The sequence below is a fragment of the Stenotrophomonas sp. KH_036_B genome (genome assembly GCF_057839485.1).
Genome location: NZ_CM174491.1, coordinates 417348 through 435949, shown reverse-complemented (window position 1 = coordinate 435949; position 18602 = coordinate 417348). Strand labels below are relative to the sequence as shown.

Annotated in this window: 19 protein-coding genes; 11 read left to right on the top strand and 8 right to left on the bottom strand. The window is 66.6% G+C overall.

Translation table 11 applies throughout. The features are described 5' to 3' along the window. Positions 1-29: 29 nt before the first annotated feature. The 3 genes from AC3ITN_RS01900 to coaBC are packed head-to-tail and all read right to left on the bottom strand — an operon-like array spanning position 30 to position 4107. Positions 30-2366: a phosphomannomutase/phosphoglucomutase gene (locus tag AC3ITN_RS01900; protein WP_489391887.1), complete on the bottom strand. Its 2337-nt coding sequence runs from the start codon at positions 2364-2366 to the stop codon at positions 30-32. 14 nt (positions 2367-2380) lie between these two features. Further along, on the bottom strand, positions 2381-2854 hold the full coding sequence (gene dut / locus AC3ITN_RS01895; protein WP_313347408.1) for a dUTP diphosphatase: 474 nt from the start codon (positions 2852-2854) through the stop codon (positions 2381-2383). After that, positions 2851-4107, bottom strand: a complete 1257-nt coding sequence (coaBC, locus tag AC3ITN_RS01890; protein ID WP_489391886.1) for a bifunctional phosphopantothenoylcysteine decarboxylase/phosphopantothenate--cysteine ligase CoaBC — start codon at positions 4105-4107, stop codon at positions 2851-2853. Before coaBC ends, dut begins: the two co-directional genes overlap by 4 nt. A gap of 276 nt (positions 4108-4383) precedes the next feature. On the opposite strand from coaBC, the gene AC3ITN_RS01885 reads away from it, so the two are divergent. From AC3ITN_RS01885 to AC3ITN_RS01845, 9 genes are all read left to right on the top strand, one after another. Beyond that, positions 4384-5268, top strand: a complete 885-nt coding sequence (locus AC3ITN_RS01885; protein WP_489391885.1) for an aspartyl protease family protein — start codon at positions 4384-4386, stop codon at positions 5266-5268. 213 nt (positions 5269-5481) lie between these two features. Continuing rightward, the gene (locus AC3ITN_RS01880; RefSeq protein ID WP_489391884.1) at positions 5482-5892 is read left to right on the top strand and encodes a hypothetical protein; all 411 of its coding nucleotides are present in this window, start codon (positions 5482-5484) and stop codon (positions 5890-5892) included. Continuing rightward, the gene (locus AC3ITN_RS01875) at positions 5889-6014 is read left to right on the top strand and encodes a hypothetical protein (protein WP_489391883.1); all 126 of its coding nucleotides are present in this window, start codon (positions 5889-5891) and stop codon (positions 6012-6014) included. Before AC3ITN_RS01880 ends, AC3ITN_RS01875 begins: the two co-directional genes overlap by 4 nt. 132 nt (positions 6015-6146) lie before the next feature. Next, positions 6147-6548, top strand: coding sequence for a DUF5655 domain-containing protein (locus tag AC3ITN_RS01870; RefSeq protein WP_489391882.1), 402 nt, complete (start codon positions 6147-6149; stop codon positions 6546-6548). Positions 6549-6615: 67 nt separating this feature from the next. Continuing rightward, positions 6616-6885 carry a hypothetical protein gene (locus tag AC3ITN_RS01865; RefSeq protein ID WP_489391881.1) on the top strand — a complete coding sequence of 90 codons (270 nt, stop codon included), beginning with the start codon at positions 6616-6618 and terminating at the stop codon, positions 6883-6885. A gap of 221 nt (positions 6886-7106) precedes the next feature. Further along, on the top strand, positions 7107-7805 hold the full coding sequence (gene radC, locus AC3ITN_RS01860; protein WP_313347395.1) for a RadC family protein: 699 nt from the start codon (positions 7107-7109) through the stop codon (positions 7803-7805). A 153-nt stretch (positions 7806-7958) separates the two neighbouring features. Continuing rightward, positions 7959-9647 (top strand): arginine--tRNA ligase, encoded by a 1689-nt coding sequence (gene argS / locus AC3ITN_RS01855; protein ID WP_313347394.1) that lies wholly within the window; start codon positions 7959-7961, stop codon positions 9645-9647. A gap of 18 nt (positions 9648-9665) precedes the next feature. After that, positions 9666-10514, top strand: coding sequence for an SPOR domain-containing protein (locus tag AC3ITN_RS01850; RefSeq protein ID WP_313347393.1), 849 nt, complete (start codon positions 9666-9668; stop codon positions 10512-10514). Between the two features lie 321 nt (positions 10515-10835). Continuing rightward, positions 10836-11192 (top strand): VOC family protein, encoded by a 357-nt coding sequence (locus tag AC3ITN_RS01845; RefSeq protein WP_489391880.1) that lies wholly within the window; start codon positions 10836-10838, stop codon positions 11190-11192. Here the strand turns inward: AC3ITN_RS01845 and AC3ITN_RS01840 are convergent, their stop codons facing one another. Both AC3ITN_RS01840 and AC3ITN_RS01835 read right to left on the bottom strand, forming a co-directional pair. Next, on the bottom strand, positions 11193-11942 hold the full coding sequence (locus tag AC3ITN_RS01840; RefSeq protein WP_489391879.1) for an SDR family NAD(P)-dependent oxidoreductase: 750 nt from the start codon (positions 11940-11942) through the stop codon (positions 11193-11195). It lies immediately after the preceding gene. Positions 11943-12013: 71 nt separating this feature from the next. Then, complete coding sequence (locus tag AC3ITN_RS01835; protein WP_313347387.1) at positions 12014-12499, bottom strand: hypothetical protein; 486 nt, start codon at positions 12497-12499, stop codon at positions 12014-12016. Between the two features lie 155 nt (positions 12500-12654). Here AC3ITN_RS01835 and AC3ITN_RS01830 point away from each other — a divergent pair, with 155 nt between their 5' ends. Beyond that, on the top strand, positions 12655-13125 hold the full coding sequence (locus AC3ITN_RS01830; RefSeq protein WP_313347385.1) for a YehS family protein: 471 nt from the start codon (positions 12655-12657) through the stop codon (positions 13123-13125). A gap of 121 nt (positions 13126-13246) precedes the next feature. Here AC3ITN_RS01830 and AC3ITN_RS01825 read toward each other — a convergent pair whose 3' ends face one another. After that, positions 13247-13951, bottom strand: coding sequence for a TorF family putative porin (locus AC3ITN_RS01825; protein WP_489391878.1), 705 nt, complete (start codon positions 13949-13951; stop codon positions 13247-13249). Between the two features lie 177 nt (positions 13952-14128). On the opposite strand from AC3ITN_RS01825, the gene AC3ITN_RS01820 reads away from it, so the two are divergent. Beyond that, positions 14129-14518 carry a DUF6165 family protein gene (locus AC3ITN_RS01820; RefSeq protein WP_489391877.1) on the top strand — a complete coding sequence of 130 codons (390 nt, stop codon included), beginning with the start codon at positions 14129-14131 and terminating at the stop codon, positions 14516-14518. A 2-nt stretch (positions 14519-14520) separates the two neighbouring features. Here AC3ITN_RS01820 and AC3ITN_RS01815 read toward each other — a convergent pair whose 3' ends face one another. Next, positions 14521-15264, bottom strand: a complete 744-nt coding sequence (locus AC3ITN_RS01815) for a FadR/GntR family transcriptional regulator (RefSeq protein WP_489391876.1) — start codon at positions 15262-15264, stop codon at positions 14521-14523. A 94-nt stretch (positions 15265-15358) separates the two neighbouring features. Then, entirely contained in the window at positions 15359-18250 is a 2892-nt protein-coding gene (locus AC3ITN_RS01810; RefSeq protein ID WP_489391875.1) for a TonB-dependent receptor, read from the bottom strand. Positions 18251-18602 lie beyond the last annotated feature (352 nt).

The window sequence follows — 18602 nt, the reverse complement described above, 5'->3', positions numbered from 1 at the left end:
GTAGTGCCGACTGTTAGTCGGCAACCCGATCAGAACCCCAGTTCGACACCCGGCAGCAGGGGCTGCAGCTGTTCGCGAAACAGCGCCTTGATCCGTGCCAGCGCAGCCTCGTCGTTGCCCTCGAACCGCAGCACCAGCACCGGAGTAGTGTTGGACGCGCGCAGCAGGCCCCAGCCGTCCGGGAAGTCCGCACGCAGGCCGTCAATGGTGGACAGGCGCGCGCCGGCGAATGGCGAATCCTCCACCTGCGCCGCCGACACGAACAGCGACACCAGCGCGTGCGGGGTGCCCGATTCCACCGGCACCTTCAGCTCCGGCGTGGAAATGCTGTCGGGCAGTTCCTCGAACACCTCCGACGGCGTCTCTTCGCGCTGGGCCAGGATTTCCAGCAGGCGCGAGGCCGCATACAGGCCATCGTCGAATCCGAACCAGCGCTCCTTGAAGAAGAAGTGGCCGCTCATCTCACCGGCCAGCTCTGCATCGGTCTCGCGCATCTTGGCCTTGATCAGCGAATGCCCGGTCTTCCACATCATCGGGCTGCCACCATTGCGCAGCACGTAGTCGGACAGCTTGCCGCTGCACTTCACGTCGTAGATCACCAGCGCGCCCGGGTTGCGCATCAGCACGTCGGCCGCGAACAACATCAGCAGGCGGTCGGCGTAGATGATCTTGCCTTCGCGGGTGACCACGCCCAGGCGGTCGCCATCGCCGTCGAACGCCAGGCCGATATCGGCATCGAAGCGCTTTACCGTCTGGATGAGATCTTCCAGATTGTGCGGATCGCTCGGGTCCGGGTGGTGGTTGGGGAAGGTGCCATCGACATCGCAGTACAGCGGAATGACCTCGGCGCCAATGGCCTCCAGCAGCGGCTGGGCCAGTTCGCCGGCCACCCCGTTGCCGGCATCGGCCACCACCTTGAGCGGGCGGTCCAGCTGCACGTCGTCGGCAATGCGCTGGATGTAGTCCGCGTTGATGTCGCGCTGCTGCAGGTTGCCGGGTTCGGCGGCCACGTGCAGCTGGCCGTCGCGGATGCGCTGGTACAGCTCGGTGATGGCGTCGCCGGAGAGCGTCTCGCCGCCGACCACGATCTTGAAGCCGTTGTAGTCCGGCGGGTTGTGGCTGCCGGTCACCGCCACGCAGCTGCCGGCGCGCAGGTGATAGGCGGCGAAATACACCACCGGGGTGGGCGCCAGGCCGATGTCGGTGACATCGCAGCCGGCACGGCGCAGGCCTTCGATCAGGCTGGCGCTCAGTTCCGGGCCGGACAGGCGGCCATCACGGCCCACCACGATGTCGCGCAGGCCCTGGACCTGCAGCACCGAGCCGATGGCCTGGCCAATCAGCACCGCCACCTGCGGGGTGAGTTCGCGACCGATCACGCCACGGATGTCGTAGGCGCGGAAGATCCCTTCGGGCACCTCGTTGCCTTCGCCGGGCGGCAGCGGCGGCGGTGCGGCACCGCCAGCGGGCGCGGCCTCCAGCACCGGTTCCAGCACCAGGCTTTCACGCAGCGTGGGGCCTTCTTCGCCTTCGCTGGCGGCGGCACGGCGGCGCGGCAGCTTCACGCGGCCCTTGCCGAACTGCAGCATGCCGGCAATGGCCAGCAGCAGTACGGCGACGACCAGGCAGGAAATGGCGCCCAGGCCCAGCGGGCCCGGGTCGATGTCCGGCACAGCGGCCGCCAGGCGCAGCCCGCTCTTGCCGATGGGACGGGCCAGGCCCTCTGCCCCTTCGGACAGCGCGGCGTCGCCCTGTTCGATGATGTTGTGGCCGCCCTGGCGCAGCGCCAGATAGCCATCGGATGGCACGCGCACCTGGTCGAAGGTGCCGGTCAGGCGCAGCAACGGCTGGCGCACATAGATCACGGCCGGTCCCTGCGTGCCCAGCTGCACCGGTACCGCCAGGCCGAGGCGCTGGCCGCCGGCATCGCGGACCACGCGCGTGGCCACGGTATCGCCTGCGATGGCGGCTTCCAGCAGGGCCAGGCGCGAATAGCCGAAGGCCTTCGGGTCGGCATAGGCCTGCTCCAGGCCGGTGGCGAGTACTTCCACCTCTTCGGTGCCCGGCCAGCCTTCGCGCACGGCCAACGCGGTGGCGTCGGCATCGCCTGCGGCCAGTGCGGCGCTCACCCGCTCGCTCTTCACCAGCGTGCGCAACTGCGTGCTCTGGCTGGTCAGCGCGGCCTGCACGCCTTCCACGATCTGGTCGCGCGAAGCTTCCAGCGACTGCCCCACCGAGGCCTGCCGCCATTGCCGCACCCCGCTCCAGGCAAACCACGCCGCCAGCAGAGTCAACGCCCCCACCAGCAACAGCCCGTTACGCTTGCTTGTCAATCGCGGTTGTCCGTCCGCCGTTGCCTTGCTCATTGATGTTCCCCCTGTCAGCGCACCCCGGTATGGCCGAATCCACCCGTTCCCCTGGCGCTGTCGGTGAAAGTATCCACTACCTGCAGGCCCACGCGTGCAATCGGCAGCACGACCAGCTGTGCAATACGGTCACCGGGCTGCAGCGTGAAGGGCTCGCGGCCGCGGTTCCAGGCGCTGATCAGCAGCGGGCCCTGGTAGTCGGCGTCAATCAGGCCGGTGCCGTTGCCCAGCACGATGCCATGCCGGTGGCCCAGCCCGGAGCGCGGCAACACCACCGCGCACAGGTTCGGATCGGCAATGTGGATGGCGATACCGCTGGGAATGAGGGCCGTGTCGCCCGGTTGCAGGGTCAGTTCGGTCTCCAGCGCCGCGCGCAGGTCCAGCCCGGCGCTGGCTTCGGTGGCGTAGGCCGGCAGCGGCCAGCTGTCGCCGAAGCGGGGGTCGAGCAGCTTCACCTGCAGCGGCTGCAGGGACGGAGCGTGGGTCATGCGTGCAACCTCTGGGCAATCAGGGACAACAGTTGTTCGGCCAGCAGCGCCTTGGTGGTGCCGGGGAACACCTGTTCCCCACCCGGCCAGTAGGCGGTCGCTGCATTCTCATCGCTTTCGAAGCCGCCGTTTGTGATGCCCACCTGATTGGCGATCACCAGATCCAATCGCTTGTCGACCAGCTTGCCGCGCGCGTACTTCTCTACGTCGTGGGTTTCGGCGGCAAAGCCGACCACCAGCTTCAGCGACTGGGTCTGCGCGGCCACTTCGGCCAGGATGTCCGGGGTACGCACCAGTTCCAGCGTGAGGGTCTGGGTGCCGGCGGTCTTCTTCAGCTTCTGCGGGGCCACTTGGCGCGGGGTGTAATCCGAGACCGCCGCAGCGCCTATATAAATGTCGGCCGGCAGCGCATCGAGCACGGCGCTGCGCATCTGCGCGGCCGAGCGCACGTCCACCCGCTGCACCCCGGCCGGCGTGGCCAGATGCACCGGGCCACTGACCAGCACCACCTGCGCGCCCTGGCGCACGGCCGCGGCGGCCAGTGCGTAGCCCATCTTGCCGCTGCTGCGGTTGCCCACGTAGCGCACCGGGTCCAGGTCTTCATAGGTGGGGCCGGCGCTGATGACCACGCGCAGCCCCTTCAGTACCTGCTCGGCGGCGGGCACGGTGGACGGCGACTGCAGCGCCGCCAGCGCGGCGACGATGGCGTGCGGCTCGGTGAGCCGGCCCGGGCCGGACTCGCCTTCGGCCAGCGGGCCGTCTTCCGGGCCGATCACCTGGGCGCCGCGCGCGCGCAGCAGGCCGATGTTGGCCTGGGTGGCCGGGTGCAGCCACATGCGGTGGTTCATGGCCGGGCACACGGTAAGCGGCGCGGTGGTGGCCAGGCACAGGGTGGTGACCAGATCGTCGGCATGGCCATTGGCCAGCCGCGCCAGCAGGTCGGCCGTGGCCGGGGCCACGATGACGCGGTCGGCCCAGCGGGCCAGCTCGATATGGCCCATGGCCTGTTCGGCGGCGCTGTCCCACAGGGTGGTGCGGGTGGGCTGGCCGGACAGCGCCTGGAAGCTGAGCGGGGTGACGAACTGCTGGGCCCCGGCGGTCATGGCGACCTGCACCTGGGCCCCGGCGTCGCGCAGCCGGCGCACCAGTTCCAGCGACTTGTAGGCCGCGATGCCGCCACCCACGCACAACAACAGCTTCTGGCCTTCCAGCGGGCGCGCCTGCGCCGGGGAAGCCTGGGGGGAGTCAGCCACCTGCGATTTTCCTGTCGAACCGAGGGGATTAGCTTACCCGATGGGGTGTGCGGGGCTGATGCCCCAGGGGCATAAGGAGTAGGTTTTTGGTCATGAAGCCGGGCTGGCAGGCCGAGCGCGGGAAAGGCGCGCATGCAGGAACCGCGCCATCGTTTCACCCCGCCCTGCCTGGGTTCCATCGGCCGCAGGAGTGATTCGTCGCAGGGTGGATGCAGGCGAAAGGGGATCAGGCCAGCATGGCGCGGACCAGACCCATCCACACGCAGGGACCGCGCCATGACTCATGCACTCCCCTTACTGCTTTCCGCCTCGCTTCTGCTGATGACGTCGGCCGTGGCCGCGCCGCCTGCGCTGAGCGACGCTTGCGGGCTTGCTCACCGGCCGCTGACCGGCACGCTGGTTCAGATACCTTTCGAGAGTGTGGACGGACGCATCTATGTGCAGGCGCGCGTCAACGGTGGAGAGCATTATCGGTTCGCCGTGGATACCGGCGCCAGCGGCATCGGGCGCGCCGACATGCGCCTGCTGTCGGCACTCGGCCTGCCCCTGCACGGGGAGACCACCACGTCGGACGGGGTCTCCCGGGCCCGGGTAGATACGGCGCGAATCGAAGCACTGCAACTGGGTGAGCTGGTGCATCGCGACGTGGACGTGATCGCCCGCGATTACAACGCACGCAATGCGCCAGACGCTGCGTTCGACGGGATTCTCGCGCGCGACTTCTTTGCCGACGGCCTGCTGCGGATCGACTATCCGAAACGATTGCTCTCGTTCTCGCGTACGGAGCAGCTGGCCGCCTCCTCAGCCAATGCGCTGCCCTATACGCGCGCCTTCCGCATACCGGTATCGATTGATGGGCACCCGTTCGTTGCGCAGCTGGACACAGGCGCCAACGTCGGCTTCGTATTGCCGCAGACTGTGTTCGAGCAGGTCTCCGACCAGCCCCTCGGCGAATCGGTCCGCTCGCAGCTGACCAATGGACAGCTGGAAAGCTGGCGCGCCGTAGTCAAAGGTCCGATCCGGGTGGGGCAGGTGAGGCATGCCGACATGGAGGTGCGCGTGTCACCGAAGTATCCCGAGCTGCTGGTAGGAGCGCATGCACTGCAGGACGCGGTGGTGATGATCGACTCCCGCAGCCATGTCGTAGCGGTATGCCGTTGATCGAAAGGCCGCCCGCGCACCTGATTGCCCTGCCAGGGAACATTGCCGCTTGCTGTCGTGGAGTACGCGCGAAACGAGGTGAGTTGCGACAGATGGTGATCGAGAGCAATGGAATTTTGCTGGACTGAGACAGACTGTCCACAATCACCCCGGACTTGGCCGTAGTCTTCGCTCCCTACAGGGTCATCGCAACGTCGTCGCCGGGAGCAAAATATGCAGACAGCCAGGACGAAATGGCTCGCGTACACGGTCCTGGTCGGCTTGCTTCCGATCTTCTCTCGATTTCTTGTCTGGCTGGTGACCAAGGAAGGCAGCATCGAGCCGTTTTCGCCACAGGACTTCATCGCGTTCGGACTGGTTCTCCATATCTCCAACATCAACGAAATCGAACATCTGGTCGGCGCCGACAGGTCATGGAAGACGGCGCAAAACGGCATATCTGCCTGCTTGATAGCCATTCATGGTGTTCTTTTCTGCTTGACGTTGATCGGAGGCGACGTCATCGATCGGCAAGCAATCATGTACTGCGTAGCAATCATCGCCCTCGCGTCGCTAGGTCTCAGCTACTCGCTGTTCACTCGGATCTCAAAGATCCGCCTGACTCATACAGAGCTTTCTCCATGACAGTAATTCTCGTCGCCGCAACCGTGGTGATTGCCATCGTAGCCTTGGGGTTTGCAGCCTGGATGATGGTGCAGACGCATAAAGAGGACCAGCGGCGCAAATCACCCACATCTGAAGACTGATCCACGGAAATAGTCCCGGCGGCCAGTCGGGGCCACTTGGCAACCGCTGCATTTGGCCTGACACTCTCAGCCGGGCAATCTGCCGATCGGCAGCAGGCCCAAACCCCGCGTTGGCACAGGACTCCATGGCGTATGTGGACTTGCCCGGAATGTGACCGAACGTTCACCCGTGCCAATCAGCGGCACGCATGCGGAACCGGTGAACGGAGCGCGGTGTTACGGGACAGGCCGGCACACCTCGTGGCGCTGTATGAGCACGTCGAGGCGTTCGCCACGTCACTGGGGCCAGTGGAATGCGTGACCCGCGAGCGTTACATCCTGTTCCGCAGCCGACGGGTGTTCGCCGACGCCGTGATCATGACCGACGCACTGCGCCTGGCGATTCACCTGGGACGGAGGGTGCAGCACAGCGCCTTCATCAAGGTGGTGGAGGACGGAAGTCAGGTCACCGTGGTGGCCAAACTGCGCCGGTTGGATGAACTCGACGCGATGCTGCCGTTCCTGCGTGAAGCGTACGAGCATTCACTTACGTAGCGGCGGCTGGCCGCATGAGCCACCGGATACGTGATACCCCGAATTGCGAATCACAAAGGACTGCAAAATGCGCATGAATCGCTGGCACACACTCATCCTGGTGATGGTATCCGCACTGCTTGTTGCCGCCTGTGCACGCAAGCCGAATGCGCTCGAGTCCTCGTTCATTGGCAGCTGCACGGCGAGCGGATCGAACAAGGCGCGATGCGAGTGCACCTACGATGCGGTACACAAGCACTACGGCGACAGGCGGATGGAGGAGTTCAACAATGGGCGTGCCCCCGATGACTTCCCCAACGTACTGGCCACCTCAATGGCGCAGTGTGTTGGGAAGTAGCGCGCGGGCCGCGTGCAGAGTACGGTGGTCCGTCACGCCGCGATGGTGTAGGGCACGAGGATCAGGAACGTCCCGAACCACGCCAGGGCGAATCGCTTCCAGTATTCCATCCGATGTCCGCTGAAGCTGTTGAAATGCCGTTTATAGCAGGCGCTCTTCCCCACCAGACCGCGCGGCGGTTTCCTATGCCCCCGGCGTGCGCGAGCGCGGACACTGTCCGGATGGCAATCAAACATTGGCCCAAGCACGACCGTCCCCGCGAGAAGCTGCTGAAGCTGGGACCCGAGGCGCTGTCTGACTCGGAACTGCTGGCGCTGTTCATCGGCAGCGGGTGCAACGGGCTGGATGCGGTGCAGAGTGCCCGCCGCCTGCTGGACGACCACGGGCCGCTGCGCAGACTCATGGACATGGATGCCACGCAGCTGAAGAAGCTGCCGGCCCTCGGCCCGGCCAGCGCCTGCAAGCTGGTGGCCGCGTTGGAGCTGGCCAGCCGCCATCTCCTGGCCGATCTTGAGCGCGGCGACAGCGTCTGCGACCCCGGGGCGGCGGGACGCTACTTCAAGCTGCGTCTGCGCGCGCGGCCGCAGGAGGTCTTCGCCGCATTGTTCATGGATACCCGCAACCGCACGCTGGCCTATGAAGAGCTGTTCACCGGCACCATCGACGCGGCCACCGTGTACCCCCGGGAAGTGGTGCGCCGTGCCCTGCTGCACAACGCGGCGGCGGTCATCGTCAGCCACAATCATCCGTCCGGCCGGGCCGAGCCCTCGATGGCCGACCGGGACATCACCCACCAGCTGCACCAGGCGCTGGCGCTGGTCGGGGTGCGGCTGGTGGATCACATCGTGGTGGGCGACGGCGCCCCGGTCTCCATGGCCGAGCGCGGCTGGCTCAGGCATGACCCGTTCGCCCGCACCTGAACGGCCAGGTCAGGCCGCCGCCCCCCGCCCCTCAAGGCCTCCCACCCCACTCCGTCCCGGCTTCCCACCCCCGCTTGGCCCCGGTTCAATGGATCGGGACGGCTTCTGGGCTAAAATTGCCGATTCCGCCGCTCCAGTCTTCAAGCAGGCCTTGTGAAAAATCTCCTCCGCGCCCTGATCAGCCAAGGCATCGAAGCCTTGCGCGCCAACGGCACTCTGCCGGCCGATACCCTGACCCCGGAATTCGTGGTGGAACGCCCGAAGACCCGTGAACACGGTGATTTCGCCACCAATGCCGCCATGCTGCTGGCCAAGCCGGCGCGCAGCAACCCGCGCGCCCTGGCCCAGGCACTGCTGGACGCGCTGCCCAAGAGCGACGACGTGCTGCGCGTTGAGATCGCCGGCCCGGGCTTCATCAATTTCCACCTCGCCCCCAGCGCCTACCAGCGTGAAGCGGCCAGCGTGCTCAAGGAAGGCGCCGATTACGGCCACAACCTGAGCGGCAATGGCCGCACCGTGGGCGTGGAATACGTGTCGGCCAACCCGACCGGCCCGCTGCACGTCGGCCACGGCCGCGCCGCGGCCATCGGCGACTGCCTGGCCCGCCTGCTCGAAGTGAACGGCTGGAACGCCAAGCGCGAGTTCTATTACAACGACGCCGGCGTGCAGATCGAGAACCTGGCCCTGTCCACCCAGGCGCGCGCCAAGGGCCTGAAGCCCGATGACGCTGGCTGGCCGGAAGCGGGTTACCGCGGCGACTACATCGAAGACGTGGCCAAGGCCTACCTGGCCGGCGCCACGGTGGAGCTGGAAGGCCATTCGGTGGTGGGCGAGCGCGACCCGGACAACCTGGATGCGATCCGCCGCTTTGCGGTGGCCTACCTGCGCAACGAGCAGAACCAGGACCTGGCCGCGTTCGGGGTGGATTTCGATATCTACTTCCTGGAAAGCTCGCTGTACAAGGACGGCAAGGTCGAAGAGACCGTGGCCCAGCTGAAGACGGCCGGCCACACCTATGAGGAAGGCGGCGCGCTGTGGCTGCGCTCGACCGACTTCGGTGACGACAAGGACCGCGTGATGCGCAAGTCCGACGGCACCTACACCTACTTCCTGCCGGACGTGGCCTATCACCTCTCCAAGTGGCAGCGCGGCTATGAGCGCGCGATCACCGAGCTGGGCGCGGACCACCACGGTTCGCTGGCACGCGTGCGCGCCGGCCTGCAGGCGCTGGACGTGGGCATTCCCAAGGGCTGGCCGGAATACGTGCTGCACCAGATGGTGACGGTGATGCGCGGCGGCGAGGAAGTGAAGCTGTCCAAGCGTGCCGGCAGCTACCTGACCCTGCGCGACCTGACCGAAGAAGCCGGCCGCGATGCGACCCGCTGGTTCCTGATCGCGCGCAAGCCCGATTCGCAGCTGACCTTCGATATCGACCTGGCGCGCCAGCAGAGCAACGACAACCCGGTGTTCTACGTGCAGTATGCGCACGCGCGGGTGTGCAGCTTGCTGCGCCAGGGCCAGGAGAAGGGGCTGGCGTACACGCCGGCTGAAGGCCTGACCGGGCTGGCGTCGCTGAACGACGAGGCGTCGCTGTGGCTGATGGTGGAAATGTCGCGCTTCCCGGAAGTGGTGGAAGCCGCCGGTATCGCACTGGAACCGCACCTGATCGCGCAGTACCTGCGTGAATTGGCGCACGCGTTCCACACGTGGTATCACGGCACGCAGGTGCTGGTGGCTGACGATGCCGAGCGTAATGCCAAACTGACGCTGGCCTGCGCGGCACGTCAGGTGCTGGCCAATGGTCTGAACATCCTGGGCGTTTCCGCCCCGGAAAAAATGTAAGTAGTGGAGAAGCAGTAAATGGCAGCACGACGCGGCAAAACCCAGGCTCGACGCAACACCAGCCAAGGCACGCCCGGATGGGTGTGGCTGGTGGCCGGCGTGGCGATTGCCGCCGTGGTGTTCCTGGCGGCACCGAACCTGTTCAAGAACGACGGCGATGGCTTCCTGCGGGTGGGCCCGCAGCCCAACCCGAACGCGCAGCCGGCCCCGGTCAGCGACGCGGAGACCGACATGGGCGCGGAACTGCCCAAGCCGGGTGCGGCCAAGCCTGCCGAGCCGGCGAAGCCGGCGGCCACGCAGTACGACTTCTACACCCTGCTGCCCGGCAAGGAAGTGGAAATGTCCGATGCGGAGCTGGCTGCCAGCGCGCGCGCGGAAGACCAGCGCCGCGCCAAGGTGGAAGCACAGCGCGCGCAGGCGGCGCTGGAAGGTCGCCCGGTGCCGGCCGCAGCGGCCACCTCGACCAGCGTGGCGTCCACCGCACCGGTGGCAGCGCCACTGCCGGCCCCGGTGAGTGAGCGTCCGGCCGCGACGGCGGCGGCCACCCCGGCACCGGCGGCGGCAACGCCGAAGCCGGCACCCGTCGCTGCTGCACCGGTCGCCGCCACGGCAGCGGCTGAGCCGGCGGCCAGCAATGTGCGTTACATCCTGCAGGCAGGTGCGTTTGGTGCGTCCGGCGATGCTGAAGCGACCAAGGCCAAGCTGGCGATGATCGGGTTGGCGGCGCGGGTGGAATCGGCGCAGATCAACGGCAAGACGGTGTACCGCGTGCGCATGGGGCCGTATGGCAGTGCGGGCGAGCTGGCCGAAGCCAAGCAGAAGCTGGATGGCACCGGCTTGCAGGCGATGGCGATCAAGGCGCAGTAGAGCCGACTGTTAGTCGGCTGCAGCCAACAAACAAAAAGCCCCGCATCGCGGGGCTTTTTGTTTGGACCCGCGTTGCATGCCTCCTGGAGCAGCGGACTAACAGTCCGCTCTACCCCGTCGGCCCGTCGATGCGTCGGTCTGTCGGTCCACCCGTGCGTCGATCCGTCGATCCGTCGATCCGTCGATCTGTCGATCTGTCGATCCGTCGGCCTGTCGATCCGTCGGACCGTCAGGTGCGCCGGGTGCGCCCGGTGCGCCCGGTGCGCCCGGTGCGCCCGGTGCGCTACGTTATGCGTCCTATTCCTTCAGCACGGAGCACGTATGGGCAGTTCAGACGGCAACAACCACCGCATCGACAACATCGAATTCAACGTTTCCGACATTGCCCGCAGCAAGGCGTTTTACGGCGAGGTGTTCGGCTGGACGTTCACGGATTACGGTCCGGGCTATACCGAATTCAACGACGGGCGGTTGCGCGGTGGCTTCACCACCGATGGGCCGGTGCGAAGCGGTGGGCCGCTGGCGATCCTGTACGCCGACGACCTGGTGGCCACGCAGGCGCGGGTCGAGCGTGCCGGCGCGGAGATCTCCACGCCGGCGTTCGATTTCCCGGGTGGGCGCCGATTCCATTTCCGCGACCCGGATGGGTATGAATTGGCGGTGTGGTCGGCGGTGTGATCAGTCGCGGGCCACCTGGAAGCCGGCGTAGGACTGGCTGACCGGCATCAGTTCGAGGCGGTTGATGTTCAGGTGCGCCGGCAGGGTGGCGACCCAGAAGATCTGCTCGGCGATGTCGTCGGCGGTCATCGGGTTGGCGCCGGTGTAGAGCGTGTCCGAGGCGGCCTGGTTGCCGTGGGTGCGGACCAGGGTGAATTCGGTCTCGGCCATGCCCGGCTCAATGGTGGTCACGCGCACGCCGGTGCCGTGCAGGTCCGAGCGCAGGCCCAGCGAGAACTGGCTGACGAAGGCCTTGGTGCCGCCATAGGCGTTGCCGCCCGGGTACGGGTACACGCCGGCCACCGAGCTGATGTTGATGATGGCGCCCTTGCGCGCCACCAGCTGCGGCAGCAGGCGGTGGGTAAGCGTGACCAGCGCGGTGACGTTGGTGTCGATCATGGTGCGCCAGTCGTCCAGCGAGGCGCTCTGCGCCGGGGCGGTGCCCTGGGCGAGGCCGGCGTTGTTGACCAGCAGGTCGATGTCGGCGAACCCGGCCGGCAGTGCGGCCAGGGCCGCTTCCATGGCGGCGCTGTCGCGCACATCGAATACCGCCGCGTGCACGCGCTCGGGGCCGTACTGGTCCACCAGCGGCTGCAGCCGTTCGGCGCGGCGGCCCGTGGCGATCACCCGCCAGCCGGCCTGGGCGAAACGATGGACGGCGGCAGCGCCAAAGCCGGAAGTGGCGCCGGTAATCAGAGCGGTACGGGTCATCGGGGTACTCCGTGGGAATCCCGACTATTTTCGCACCGTCCGCCGGCGCGTGTTGCCCCCGACGGGCGGCTTCAGCGGATGCGGAAGACGCGGGCCTTGGGCAGGTCCTCGTCCACCTGCAGGAACCAGCGCCCGGCAATGCCCGGCACCACCACGATGGCGGGGTTGGCGCGGGTGGCCTTGAGCTTCATTTCGCCCTTGAGCACCTGCCATTGCTGGCCGTTGTCCAGGGTGAAGACGGTGCCGGGCTGCCAGCCGCTGACCTCGCCGGTCACGCTGGCGTGGATGGGGCCGTCATCCAGGCCGGGGAACATCGGTGCCGGGGTCGGCGCACCGGGCAGCGGCGCCGGGGCGGCCGGGGTGGCGGCTGCCGGGGCACGGGCGTCGGCCTCGCGCAGCAGCCGGTTCAGGGTCTGCAGCTGGGCGGGGGTAAGGCCTACGTCCGCCAGTTGCTGCGGGTCCACGCGCTGTTCAATCGCCACATACGGGGCCTGGGCCGAGGCCGCCGCGGCCAGCCAGACCATCCCCACACCCGCCAGAACCTGCCACCTGCGCATTGCCTGCTCCACTGCCTGTCGATGCTGAGGCCCGCACTGTGCTTCACTTTCATGGCAGCCAGATGACAGCAGCGGCGGCCTTGGCGGGCGTGGCCGCCGGCTGGGGGTAAAATGGTGGCCAGCCACGCAGCCGCGTCGGCGGTATTGGACGTCCCATGATCAACAACGATGTACTGCGCAGCATCCGCTACATGCTCGACCTCAGCGACGGCATGATTGCCGACACCTGTGCCCTGGCCGACCCGGCCTTCGTGGTGGACAAGGCCGATGTGGCCGGTTGGCTGCGCAAGGAAGACGAGGAAGGCTTCGTGGCCTGCGACGACCGCACGCTGGCGCACTTCCTGGACGGGTTGATCGTGCATTTCCGTGGCCGCGATGAGAGCCAGCCGCTGCGCCCGGTGGAGAAGCGGATCACCAACAACCTGGTGTTGAAGAAGCTGCGTGTTGCCTTCGAGCTGAAGGACGTGGACATGCATGAGATCTTCAACGCTGCAGGGTTCCCGGTGTCGAAGCCGGAGCTGTCGGCGCTGTTCCGCCAGCCGGACCACAAGAATTTCCGCGCCTGCGGGGATCAGCTGCTGCGTAATTTCCTGAAGGGTTTGACGCTGCGCGTTCGCGCGGCGTGAGGTGCAGCCACGCAGGGCGTGGCTCTACCGTCAGGTCTGGTGGGTGATGTCTCCGGCGTAGAGCCACGCCCTGCGTGGCTGCGCGCGGTGCCCGGGCGGCGAGGGCCGGGCACCGGATTGATCAGAAGGTGGTCTGGATCGCGAATTCCACACGGGAACCGGCGTTGCTGCCGAACAGCCGTTTGGCGGCGCGGTCGGTGTCGTGCGCGGTCACGCGCAGTTCCCACGGTCCGTGCACGGTCCAGATGGCGCTGAGCTGCCCGTGCAGGTAATCGTCGGCGTACGCGCTGTCGAGCCAGTAGTGACCGACCGCCGCCTCCATGCGCCACTGCTCGCCCAGCGGTACCCGGGCGCCCAGCTGCGCATAGGTGCCGGTGGTGCCGCTGGCCAGCGCGTCGTCGGACACGCCCACGCTGAGCCAGTAGCGCTCCTTCCAGGTCAGCGTGCTGTTGAGCTCGGTCCAGTCCAGGTCGACCTGGGTGGACGGGTACAGGTAGTGCGTGAGGTTGACGTCCAACGCCCAGTCCGGCGCCAGCGCACCGCCCCAGCCGGCGACGATGTCGAATTCACTGCGTGCGCCGGCATCCGGCTCGAACGACACGCCCGAGCCCCACACCGAGCCGTACCAGCCGGACGCGCTGCTCAGCTTCGCGCCCGCCTGCACGGCAGGATCTTCCACGGTCTGCGAGCTGCCGCGCCAGACATAGTCCGAGGTCAGCGCGGCATTGCCGTCCACACCGGCACATGCTGTGCCACTGAGTGCCAGGCCGATCACCAGCCCACCTGCGCGGCGCACCGTGCGCCCTACCTGCTGTTTTGCCACCACGTGTACCACTCCAGAAAACGGCCTCGCCGTTGAAGCGCACAGTGTGGTGAGGGCAGCCGTAAAGGCGCCATGCGGCACCGCCAAGGCGGGCGCAAATTCAGCGTAAAACCTGCCCACCAGGCCTTCAGGCGCGCCGCGCTATCATGAGCACCCTGACTGACCTGCAGCGAGAATGGCGTGGACGCGATCCTGACCCCGGTATCGATTGGCGAGCTGATCGACAAGATCACCATCCTGGAAATCAAGGCCGAGCGCATCACCGATGCGGGCAAGGTCGCCAACGTGCGCACCGAACTGGATGGGCTGCTGCCGCTGTGGCAGGAACAGCTGGCCGCACATCCAGGGCTGGATGCGTTGAAGACCCAGCTCAAGGCAATCAACGAGCGCATGTGGGAGATCCAGGACCAGCTGCGTGACAAGGAAGCGGCGCAGGTGTTCGATGATCAGTTCATCCAGCTCGCGCGCGGTGTCTACGGCACCAATGGCGAGCGGGTGAAGGTGAAAAACGAGATCAACCGGATCGCCGGGTCGCAGCTGGTGGAAGAGAAGCAGTACCAGGGGGAATGAGGTCAGCGCGCGGTAGCGGCCAGGAACCGTTCGCGGTCCTGCTGGGTGCGCCGGCGGATCTCCGCCAGCGCCTCGTTCTCGGTGGCTTCCAGCATCGATTCGAACAGCCGCTGGAAATGATTGCGCATGGCCGCGCGGGCCGCGCCCGGGTCGCGCTGGCGCAGGGCGTCCAGGATCGCGGTGTGTTCGTCGTTGCGGGTGTCGTTGTCGTTGTGGCACACGTTGGCGTACACCTGGCGCACCCGTGGCAGCTCGTTGCGCATGCGCCAGATCAATTGCACGCAGTGCTCCACCACCGGGTTGCCGGCAATGCGCGCAATGGCCAGGTGGAACTGGCGGTCGGCCTCGCTGGCGGCTGCCTCGGGCGATGCCGGGTCGGTCATCGCCGCGATCAGGCCTTCCAGCGTCTTCACTTCGGCGTCGGTGATGCGGCTGGCCGCCATGGCCGCCGCTTCGGCCTCGATCACCGCGCGCGCGGCAGTGAGGTCGAACGCCGAGACATCCGGCAATGCGCCGGGTGCCGCCGCGGGCCGCGCCTTCACGTAGACGCCTGAGCCGGTCTTGATGGTGATCAGGCCCTGCGCCTCCAGGGCGATTTCCGCTTCGCGCACGGTGACCCGGCTCACCCCCAGCCGTTCGGCCAGGTCGCGTTCGCCGGGCAGGCGCGAGCCGGGCGGGAATTCGCCCTTCTCGATCAGCGCGACGATTTCAGCGGCAATGGACTGGTAGAGGCGGGGTTCGGACATCATCAAGGCCTGGCTGTACGGTGGCTGGGAACCGACACGCGACCCGCGCCGGGGGAGTACGGCGCGGCGCGGCCCGGAAGCCGCGCCGCCTGCCTCAGAAGCGGTAGCGCACCCCCAGATAATAGCGCCGCCCGTAGGTGGTGTACTCGCGGAAGCTGCCCAGGATGGGCATATCCGACACCCGCGGCTCGTCGGTGAGGTTGCTGGCCGACAGCGACACCGACAGGTGGTTGTTCACCTTGTAGGTGGCGCGGAAGTCCAGCGAGCCATTGTCGCGGACATAGCGGTTCTGCGCCGGGTCGCCGACAAACTGCTGGTAGTAGTCGGAGCGGTACTTGTAGATGGCCTGCAGGTCCAGCTTGCCCAGGCCCCAGTACACCTGCGCCGAGGCCACGTGTTTGGACAGGCCGAAGATGTTGGCCGGCTCCACGATGCCGGGGGTGACGATGCCGGTGGCCGGGTCGGTGGACTCGCCCAGGCGCAGATCTTCGGTCTTGAAGTTGGAATGGGCGTAGTTGTAGCTGGCCTTCACGCCCAGCCCGGAGAAGATGCCGGGCAGGTAGGAGAAGCTGTGCGAGCCGGTCAGCTCGAAACCGATCAGGTCGCTTTTCTGGTCGCTGGTGGCCAGCTGCTCCACCGGTACGGTGACGCTCTCACCGTCGATGTCGAAGTTTTCACCTACCACCACCGGCACCGAGCCGCCGTTGAACTGTTTGTAGTACACCGCGGTGGAGAGCATGGAATCGGCGTTGGCGTACCACTCCAGCGACACGTCGGCGTTCCAGGACATCAGCGGGGTGGCGCGCGGGTTGCCGGTGGCGGTGATGTTGCCCAGCGCGTCGGCAACGCTGTCGAACTCGGTGTCCACTTCATCCAGGTTGAAGCTGCGGCCGTAGCCGAGCGCGGCCAGGTCCGGGCGCGACATGGCGCGGTAAGCGGCCACGCGCAGGAGCAGGTCCGGGCGCAGTTCGAAGGCGGCATTGAAGCTGGGCAGCCATTCGTTGTTGCTGGACTTGAGCACCTGCTGGGTGAAATCTCCATTGGGCCGCAAGGTGACGGTGCCGTCGGGGTTGTTGACCACATCCAGCCCGCTGCGCAGGCCCATCGAGCGCACGTCGGTGTGCACCCAGCGCACGCCGATGTTGCCGGTGACCGGCACGCCGAACCATTCGCTGCTGTAGTCACCCATCAGGTAGATGGCGCTGGTTTTCTCGGTCACATCGTTGTTGGCCGGGTCGCGCAGGTCCGCGCTCAGGCCGGTGTCGTCCGCGCCGGTGAAGGCCTTGAACAGGCAACGGCTGTCGAAGGTGGCCCACTGGTCGATGGTGTTGCCGCTGGCATTGGCCAGGAAATCGTCCTGCGGGAACGCCTGGCGGCAGGCCTGGTTGGCGGCGCGGATCGCGGCAACGTTCGTGGTGGTGACGTCCACGGTGTCGGTGAAGTCGGTGTAGGTTGCCTCGGAACGGCGCAGGCCGCCCTTCAGTGCGGTGAAGAAGCCACTTTCCGGGGTGAATGCCGCGTCGAAGCGACCGGCACGGATGGTGTGCTCGCGGTCCTGCTGGCGTCGGCGGATCAGCGCCGAGTCGGTGAAGTTGTCCGGGTTGTTCACATCGAACGCCGGATCCAGGTAGATGCTGGGCACATCACCGCTGTAGTCGTAGGTGTAGTCGACATAGCGGGTGTTCTTGATGCCCGCCACCGGCCTGCCGTTGACGTCGGTACGGCCGGCGCGCAGGCGGGTGGAGCGTTCGATCTGCGAACGCTGGGTGTTGGAGTAGGACAGGTCCGTGGAGAGCATCCACGCCGGGCTGGGCCGCACGATCAGGTTCAACCCGCCGCCGGTGTATTCCTCGTTGCGCTCCAGGAAGTTGCCGGTGGAATCGATGGTGCTGCTGCCGGTGTGGCTGATCAGCGCGCCGTCGTCGGTGACCACGCGGTTGTTGAGGTTGCGCATCATCGACGACAACGTCAGGTCCGAGCGGTCTTCGGTGTAATCACGCTTGGAGTGCTGGTAGTCCAGGTTCACTTCCACCGCGTCGTTGGGCCGCCACTGCAGCGCGCCGAACTGCGAATCGCGCTTGTCGTGTTCAATGAACTGGCGGTACAGCCGGCTGCCCGGTGCCAGGTAGTACGGCACGCCGTTGGCCACGTCGTTGCCGTTGACCGGGGTGCAGTTGCGGGTGGCGCCGACCACTTCGCGACCGTCGCAGGCCGCCCAGGTGGTACTGCTGGAGAACATCTCTTCCGGGTTGCTGCCCTCGAGCGCCTGCAGGCCGACGGAAACGCCGAGCTTGCCGCCGTTGCTGAACTCGAACTGGTCGATGTAGCTGGCGGTACCGCGCCAGCCCACGCCGTCGCCATCCTTCAGGCGATCGTCGTATTCCTGCCAGGTGCCACGCCCGTCCAGCTGGATGGTGCGCTTGCCGTACTCCAGCGGTTTGACGGTTTCCATGTTGACCGTACCGGCCACGCCGCCTTCGACGAAGTCGGCGCGCTGGGTCTTGTAGATCGCCACGGTGTTGATCAGTTCCGACGGGAACTGGTTGAAGTTGACCGAGCGGTCGCCGCTGCCGTTGGTGGCCTCGCGCCCGTTGAAGGTGGACGAGCCCAGGAACGGGCCCAGGCCGCGGATCGAGATTTCCGACGCACCGCCCTTCTCGCGATGGGTGGACGCGCCGGTGATGGTTTCGATGGCTTCGCCGATCGACAGCGCCGGCAGGTCGCCGATGTCTTCGGCCGACAACACATCGGAGACCACGGTCTCCTCGCGCTTCTTGTCGATCGAGGTCTGGATGGTGCCGCGCGTCCCGGTCACCTGGACCTGGTCGAGCGTGGTGGCCTGCGCGGGTGCGCTGGCCGGAACATCGGCGTCCTGTGCGTGGGCCAGCGGAACGGCGGCAGTGGCACACAGGGCGTAGAACAGCGCGCTGTGCAGCGCGGTGTGGCGAAAGCCTCGTGGCGAGGCCGTACGGCGGTCATGCAACATCGTGATCTCCCTCCCAGGATGGATCGTCCGACTACACGGATTCGATCCGGAAGATTCACGGTTCAAAGACCAATGTCAATGAATTGGTACTAAAGTCTACCCCGGTGATCCACCCAGCCCACTCAGGACCACTTTTATGTGCGGATGCAGCAGATATATGCGCAAACGGCAGACCACCTACACCGAAAGTGGTATGCGATTGTGGTTGACGTCGTTGCGGTTGGGGCTGTTACCATCCGGGCTCGCGTTGAGGTCTACGGTGATCTGGGAGGGTTAGCCTGTGGCACAGCAACAAGATGTTGGTGTTTGTGGGGCGGTGAACCGGCGGCGTTGGTGGGGTCCATGCGTTGAG

Excerpts from the sequence above, each read along its gene's own strand:
- AC3ITN_RS01810 (WP_489391875.1), bottom strand. The coding sequence starts at position 18,250 with ATGTTGCATGACCGCCGTACGGCCTCGCCACGAGGCTTTCGCCACACC.
- AC3ITN_RS01815 (WP_489391876.1), bottom strand. The coding sequence starts at position 15,264 with ATGTCCGAACCCCGCCTCTACCAGTCCATTGCCGCTGAAATCGTCGCG.
- AC3ITN_RS01875 (WP_489391883.1), top strand. The coding sequence starts at position 5,889 with ATGACAGTAATTCTCGTCGCCGCAACCGTGGTGATTGCCATCGTAGCC.
- AC3ITN_RS01835 (WP_313347387.1), bottom strand. The coding sequence starts at position 12,499 with ATGCGCAGGTGGCAGGTTCTGGCGGGTGTGGGGATGGTCTGGCTGGCC.
- AC3ITN_RS01900 (WP_489391887.1), bottom strand. The coding sequence starts at position 2,366 with ATGAGCAAGGCAACGGCGGACGGACAACCGCGATTGACAAGCAAGCGT.
- AC3ITN_RS01865 (WP_489391881.1), top strand. The coding sequence starts at position 6,616 with ATGCGCATGAATCGCTGGCACACACTCATCCTGGTGATGGTATCCGCA.
- AC3ITN_RS01870 (WP_489391882.1), top strand. The coding sequence starts at position 6,147 with ATGTGGACTTGCCCGGAATGTGACCGAACGTTCACCCGTGCCAATCAG.
- AC3ITN_RS01830 (WP_313347385.1), top strand. The coding sequence starts at position 12,655 with ATGATCAACAACGATGTACTGCGCAGCATCCGCTACATGCTCGACCTC.
- AC3ITN_RS01850 (WP_313347393.1), top strand. The coding sequence starts at position 9,666 with ATGGCAGCACGACGCGGCAAAACCCAGGCTCGACGCAACACCAGCCAA.
- AC3ITN_RS01880 (WP_489391884.1), top strand. The coding sequence starts at position 5,482 with ATGCAGACAGCCAGGACGAAATGGCTCGCGTACACGGTCCTGGTCGGC.
- AC3ITN_RS01845 (WP_489391880.1), top strand. The coding sequence starts at position 10,836 with ATGGGCAGTTCAGACGGCAACAACCACCGCATCGACAACATCGAATTC.
- dut (WP_313347408.1), bottom strand. The coding sequence starts at position 2,854 with ATGACCCACGCTCCGTCCCTGCAGCCGCTGCAGGTGAAGCTGCTCGAC.
- AC3ITN_RS01885 (WP_489391885.1), top strand. The coding sequence starts at position 4,384 with ATGACTCATGCACTCCCCTTACTGCTTTCCGCCTCGCTTCTGCTGATG.
- AC3ITN_RS01840 (WP_489391879.1), bottom strand. The coding sequence starts at position 11,942 with ATGACCCGTACCGCTCTGATTACCGGCGCCACTTCCGGCTTTGGCGCT.
- radC (WP_313347395.1), top strand. The coding sequence starts at position 7,107 with ATGGCAATCAAACATTGGCCCAAGCACGACCGTCCCCGCGAGAAGCTG.